Origin of the sequence: Sphingobium subterraneum (assembly GCF_014199435.1) — a bacterium.
GTDB lineage: Bacteria > Pseudomonadota > Alphaproteobacteria > Sphingomonadales > Sphingomonadaceae > Sphingobium > Sphingobium subterraneum.
In genome coordinates this window covers 21,844-27,843 of the sequence record NZ_JACIJP010000013.1, presented here as the reverse complement: position 1 = coordinate 27,843, position 6,000 = coordinate 21,844, and the positions used below count along the sequence as shown (strand labels likewise).

Here is a 6,000-nt window from a genome sequence, read left to right as displayed (position 1 = left end):
GGCCCGAGGTTAGTCCGGCGAGCAGAGGCATTCTCAACTTACCTCATCATCACTGATACTCCATTTCAGCGCCGCAACGGCGCACTATCCTTGTAGCCAAACTCCTCGCCGCTCTTCGCGCCGGGGTTCCATTTGACGAGGCAGATGATCGCGAAAGTTTCGTGCGGGGCTTCAAGATCGTAGCTCTGGCAGGCGGCATAGTAGGCGCCCGAACGGACGGTGGATTTGAGGACACGCAGGCCGGTCGCCCGGCCCTTGTCAGGGTCGGGCGGATAGGTGCACTGGTTGTCGAGATAGGCCTTCGGCGTGGCGAACGGAGCCATGCCGCCGCGAGACATGAACAGCCAACCCATGGCGGTTCTCCTAGACGAGCGCCTGTTGGCGCGGATTGATGGAAAGGCCGGTCTCGCGGACGACGAGCGCGCGGAAGCTGTGCGGCGCGGCAAGGACCGCGATGTCGCAAAAGTGATTTCGATCGCCGAGGTAGTCCTGGCGGCCTTTGCACCGGCGGAACATGACCTCGCGGCCCGGATGGATGCAGGGGATCGAGACCTGGATGTAGATCTCGTCGCCGTGGAGCGTGATCTCGCCCGAGACCGCAGGGCCGGCGAAGTTGCTGCGCAGATCGTACTGATCTGGCTCGAGACCGAGATGGCGCGCCGCCACCCGCAATGCCGAGCGGGCTTCGCGGTGGAAGGCGCGCTTGGCTTCGGGATCGTAACCGATGCCGCGGCGGGCGAGCGCGACCAGCGCGGGCTTCAATTTCAGCTCGTCGATCTTGGCCAGGCACTGCCGGCGCAGCGGCAGGTCTTCGGCAAAGGTTTCGTCGGGCGCGTGGCCCAATGCGATGCGCCCGACGTGACGCGCGAGCAGGATCGTCGCGGGATCGCGCGCTGGGTCGATCCCGGCGTTGCGCGCGTCCTGCATTGCATCGACCACGGCCTGGGTGGCGGTGGCAATGGTTGCGAGCGCGTCGGGCTGCAGGGCACGGCGATAGCGGAAGTCGAGATCGTAGTTCATCGGTGAAATCTCCCTTTGCGCCCCCTGGCGCATCGGGCTCCCACCCCCTCCCCTTCCCGCTCGCGCTGCGAGCGGGCCAAGTGCCTCGGCTTCCCGGACACCGTCAGGCTGCCTCCTTGAGTTCGTCCGGCAGGGTCGAACCGAGCGCCGGATCGAACTGGCGAAGCCACTTGACCGCCTGCTCGGCCTTGGCCGCCGCGTGGAGGATCGCGGTCTTGTCGCCGCGCAGGATCTTCATCCAGTGGTGGATGTAGGAGGCGTGGCTGTCGTGGAGTTCGTTGGGAAGGCCGTATTCGGCGCAGAGGGTGGCCTGGCAGAGCGACGCGACGATTTCTTCGAAGGCATAGGCATCGTCCCCGAAACGCTTGCCGAACTGGCGATTGAGCCGCTTGGCCGACCCTGTGGCGTGGCCAAGCTCGTGGCACCGGGTCGAGAAATACGCCTCGATCGAATGGAACGCGTTTGGCGACGGCAAGGTGACTGTGTCGGTGCTCGGCGTGTAATGCGCACTGTCGCCGCCGTGGACGACGCGGATCGGGATCGCATCGAGGAAGGCCTGAACCTCGGCAGAGAGTTCGCCGATCGACTTGGGGTCCAGCGGCTCGGGGTAGTAGTGCGCCGGCAGCCCCTCGATCTGCGAGGCGTTAAAGACGTGGTTCCACTTCATGAACCGGATCGTCTTTTCGCTCTTTTCACCGGTCTCGCGATCGGTGTCGGTCTTGCGCGCCGAGCTGTAGAACACGCTGAACGAGCCGCTCTCGCCCTTGCGGACATGGGCGCCGAGTTCGAGCGCCTGACGGAAGGTCATCCAGTAGGGGCTGGCGTAGCCCCGGCTCTCGGCGACCGCCCAGAGGAAGAAGGTGTTGATCCCCGAATAGGGGACCCCGTTGTGGCGCAGCGGCCGCGTGCTGGTCGCGGTCCAGGGCTTGAGCCACGGGGCCGTGCCGGCGGCGATCTTCTCGAGGATCAGGTCGGTGATGACCTGCGCGACGTCGGGCTTGGGGTGACGGGTCACTGGACGGGGCCCTCCTGGGCAGGATCGAGCGAGAGGTCGGAGGCGGCGTTCGACCAGGAGAGGCGCAGCGTGCGCCCGTGCGGGATGCGCCAGGCGACCCGGTCGGCGAAGGCCATGCGGATGCCGGCAAGGATCGCGGCGTCCTCGCCTTCGAGGATGGCATGGGCGCGCACCGCCGCATCGTGTCGGAAGCGGGTCTCCTGGGTGTCGTAGCTGTCGGCATCTGAATCGTCGGAAGGGCTGAACACCGCATCGATGATGAGGTCGGTGAGATCGTCGGGCCCCAGCGCGGTGGTCCGGGTCAGCGCAATGTGCGCGCAGTCGGGATCACCCCAGGAATCGGCATCTTCCAGAATCGCAAAGTCGGTCTCGAGATCGAGCCGCCGGTCGTGCTGATCGGTGAGTTCGATCGTGATCGCGTCGGGGCGGACGGTAACGGCACCCTCTTCATCGGTCGGCTTGCCGCCATCGAAGGTGAAGCGCTCGCCGGTACGGACGAAAGCCGGGAGGGCATCGTACCAGGGATAGCCGATGAAGTTGGTGATCGGCTCGTGGAAGGCGCGCGGGTCGGGGCCGCCGAGGCGGTGCATCTCGCCCCCGTTCGAGCGCCGCAGGGCACGGCCGAAGGTGACGGCATCGAAGGAGTCCGTGTCGTCATAGATCGCCGCGCCCGGCTCGAGGTCGGCAAAGCGCGGCACCTCGCGGTAGCTGTCGCGGGCGAGCGTCGGGTACCACAGCGGCAACTGCCGCGCCGCCTGCGGGAAATTGTCGTAATACAGGCTCGCCTCGAGCCAGTCCTCGAAGCTCAGGCGGTGGAACGGTTCCTCGCGGATGACCGAAAAGATCGCCTCGCGGCAGAGTGCCACGAGCCGGTCGAGCGCGGCGTTGCGGTAGATTTCCTTGCGGGCGGGCAGGACCAGGACGAGATCGGGCGCGTCGATCACGTCGACCTGCACGGACCACTGGGTGTGATGGACTTCCTTCACGACCGGGAAAGCGTGTTTGAGGGTGACCCCGTGGAAATTGAGCGTCGCCACGTGCGGCGAGTGCCGGTCGCGGAACACGCCGATCCGGAACCCCTCCCGCTCGATGACCTTGTGCGCGTCGGCGAGGAAATCGGCGCTGGCGAGGTCCTTGCCGTTGTAACTGACGGCAAGCGGCAGAAACCGGGCCGCCGCCTCGACGCAGCGTTCGAGCTTACCGTCAGGCTGCGGATCGAACCGGAAGGCGATTGCCGTGCCGCGCGGCCCGTCGAAGGGCAGCACATCGATGTCGGCCTCGCCGGTCCAGGCATCGCCTGTGATTGCCAGCGAGAACGCACCACCCGCGCTTTGCGAACTGACCACGGTGTCGAGGCCAGCAAGGCTGAAGAAGCCCATGCCCGCCGGGTCCTCGCGGGTTCGACACTCCTCGGACCAGTCGGACTGGCCGAGTGAGAGGAGGTCGACCGGGTCGGCGATCCCGGCGCCGTCATCGCTCACCGTGATGAGGCAGGCATCTGCCATGTGCTCGGCGGTGACGGTGATGCAGGTCGCGCCCGCGCGGCGGGCATTCTGGAAGAGTTCGTTGAAGATGTCGTCGAGGGTCCCGTTGAAAATGCGGGTGACCTTCGAGATCGCGTGCGGTGAGACCCGGGCGCGCAGCTTGGTGATCATGGTCATGGGTTCATGTCCTGGATGGACCGGCACGCTGCCGCAGGTCGCTAGAGAGGTACGGGCAGCGTGCCGGCAGGGCTGTATCAGGCGTCGACGGTCTCGCCGGCTTCGGCGTCCTGCTCGTCGGCAGGTTCGACTTCGCCGGCATCGCTCTCGGGATCGTGCTCTACCGGGCCTTCTTCATCAGGCTCACTCGCAGCCAGCACCCGGAAGCGCATGGCCTCGGGCACCCAGGCGAGTGCAGCCTGCTTGACCTCGGGTGCGACGATGGTCTCGCCGGCGAACAGCTTTTCGCAGGAGGCCGAGAGATCGCCCTTCTTCGAGCCCATGAAGCTCGCCGCCATGGTCGGTCCGCCGACTTCGCTGACGTGGGCGAGCAGCGCCTGCTTGCTGACCCGGTCGAAGTAGTTGGCCGAGGTCGGCCGCCAGTGGCTGGCGACGTTGATCCCCATCAGCGCGGCGAGATGGTCGTGGAGGTCGATCGGCTCAGGGCCGGACTGCCCTGCCTTCCTGTCGATCCCCATGCTGGCCTCGAGCGTCTTTGCCATGCACCAGGCGAGCCAGTTCGCCTTGGCATCGTCGTCGAGCGCGCTGAACGCGGAGAACCGGTCGACCGTGCGGCGGTGCTCGGTCCACGACAGGTCGAGCGTCTCGCGGATATCGGCCATCAGCGTGTGCGCCGGGCTTTCAGGGTAGTTGGCTAGGTAGAGCGAGGGCGACGGGGCGCGGAGCGTCGTGCCCAAGGCCTGCGCACTGTAGAGCGCGCGAGAGTCGGCAATGGCGAAGATCAGGTAATCGAGCGCGATCGCCGGGTTCGAAGCGAGGTTGATCGCGAGAATGTCGCGGCGCTGGACGGCGAGTTCCTCGACCAGCTTTTGCGACAGAGGCTTGGGTGCGGCAGAAGCACTACCGCCCTCCCCTGCTGCCCCGCTGGCGCCGTCTCCCGCTTCGGACCCACGCGCCTTACGGCGTTCGAGCGGCTTGTCGCTGTAGAGGCCGCTCGCAACCACAGGCTGGCCGTCAGCGCCAATGATCACGAAGCAGCCAACATTGGCCTTCATCTCCTCGGGGATCACCGGGGGTTTGTCGTGGAGCGCATCGTAGGCGCTGCTTGCGGCATCCCATCGTGCCTGGAAGTCCGCGGCGGCAGCCTCGTCGTCCTCGTCCAGGGTCTCGCTTTCGGCTTCGAGCACCGAGATCGTCTCGAGCAGCTTGTCGGCCTCGACCTGCTCCTCCTCGGTGAGCGGCGGGGGTTCGAGATGGATCTGGTGGAGGTCTTCGGTTGCGTTGTAGGTGACGCGGGTCTCGAGGATCGGGCGCACCCAGGCATAGCCGGAGGTTTCGGCAATTTCGGCCGCGAAAGCCTGGAGCTTCTCGCCGGCGATGCGCTGGGCGATCTCCGCATCGATCCACGTCTCGCCGCCGTCCTCGGTGAAAAGGTCGCGCTCAATCTTGCCGCCGGCGGCGAGGTAGTCGGCCTCGCTGGCAAGCTTGGCCATCGGCGAGGACGAACGGATCGCGCTGTGCGTCACCATGCGGCGGATCGAGTCCGGATTGTTGCCCTGCCAGGAGTTCGACAGCTCGTTCCAGACCATCATCTGGCGGTCGTGGTTGGGCGTCGTCGCATAAGCCTTGGCGACGTCGAGGGTGATCTTGCCCTCTTCGAGCGCGGCGAAGATCGGATCGGCGAGGTCGGCAAGCCGCAGGCGGCCTTCGATGAACCGGCGGGTGCGGCCGAACCGCTTGGCGATCGCGTCGAGGTCGCTGCCCTCATTGACGAAGTGCTTGTAGGCCCGGATCTCGTCGGTCGGCGTCATGTCGAGCCGGATGACGTTCTCGATCAGCGAGAGTTCGGACTGCTCAGCGGCATCGATGTCGAGGACGCGGCAGGCGACGGGGTGGTCCTTGGGAAGCTTGCCCGCCGTCAGAAGAAAGTTGAGGGCGCGCAGGCGCCGGCCGCCCGCGGTCACATCGAACATGCCGCGCTTCTTGGCGGGCACGACGATCAGGTTCTGGAGGAGGCCCTTGGCCTCGATATTGGCGGCCAGTTCCTCGATGAAGAGGTTGCTGTCGTTCTTGCGGACGTTGGCTTCGGACAGGCGTAGCTTGCCGAGCGGGATCAACTCGATGTCGTTCATGGGAGTGCTCCTGAAGGCCGGATTTGGCCGAGCCCTTCGGCTCACCCCTTCCAGCCCCCCTCCCCTCACGGTTTCAGGATTGCCCGAATTCCCGGGCGCAACCGCGCGTCCCAGGGCGGGCCGCTTGGTGCCATGAGGCATAAATGATCGATTTATGCCTCATGGATCGGAC

5 protein-coding genes are annotated in these 6,000 nt (G+C 66.0%); all 5 read right to left on the bottom strand.

What is annotated here, in order from left to right; translation table 11 throughout:
* Positions 1-65: 65 nt before the first annotated feature.
* The 5 genes from FHS92_RS17280 to FHS92_RS17260 all read right to left on the bottom strand — a co-directional run bounded on the left by FHS92_RS17280 (position 66) and on the right by FHS92_RS17260 (position 5,828).
* Positions 66-353 carry a hypothetical protein gene (locus FHS92_RS17280; protein WP_184081904.1) on the bottom strand — a complete coding sequence of 96 codons (288 nt, stop codon included), beginning with the start codon at positions 351-353 and terminating at the stop codon, positions 66-68.
* A gap of 10 nt (positions 354-363) precedes the next feature.
* Positions 364-1,020, bottom strand: coding sequence for a hypothetical protein (locus FHS92_RS17275; RefSeq protein ID WP_011608083.1), 657 nt, complete (start codon positions 1,018-1,020; stop codon positions 364-366).
* A gap of 103 nt (positions 1,021-1,123) precedes the next feature.
* A complete protein-coding gene (locus FHS92_RS17270) occupies positions 1,124-2,035 on the bottom strand; it encodes an ArdC family protein (protein ID WP_145074174.1) in 912 nt (303 codons plus the stop codon).
* Entirely contained in the window at positions 2,032-3,696 is a 1,665-nt protein-coding gene (locus FHS92_RS17265) for an ATP-binding protein (RefSeq protein WP_092960232.1), read from the bottom strand. The genes FHS92_RS17270 and FHS92_RS17265 overlap by 4 nt, the downstream gene beginning before the upstream one ends.
* Before the next feature lie 77 nt (positions 3,697-3,773).
* Positions 3,774-5,828 (bottom strand): ParB/RepB/Spo0J family partition protein, encoded by a 2,055-nt coding sequence (locus FHS92_RS17260; RefSeq protein ID WP_011608097.1) that lies wholly within the window; start codon positions 5,826-5,828, stop codon positions 3,774-3,776.
* Between the last annotated feature and the right edge of the window lie 172 nt (positions 5,829-6,000).

Excerpts from the sequence above, each read along its gene's own strand:
- FHS92_RS17280 (WP_184081904.1), bottom strand. The coding sequence starts at position 353 with ATGGGTTGGCTGTTCATGTCTCGCGGCGGCATGGCTCCGTTCGCCACG.
- FHS92_RS17275 (WP_011608083.1), bottom strand. The coding sequence starts at position 1,020 with ATGAACTACGATCTCGACTTCCGCTATCGCCGTGCCCTGCAGCCCGAC.
- FHS92_RS17265 (WP_092960232.1), bottom strand. The coding sequence starts at position 3,696 with ATGACCATGATCACCAAGCTGCGCGCCCGGGTCTCACCGCACGCGATC.
- FHS92_RS17260 (WP_011608097.1), bottom strand. The coding sequence starts at position 5,828 with ATGAACGACATCGAGTTGATCCCGCTCGGCAAGCTACGCCTGTCCGAA.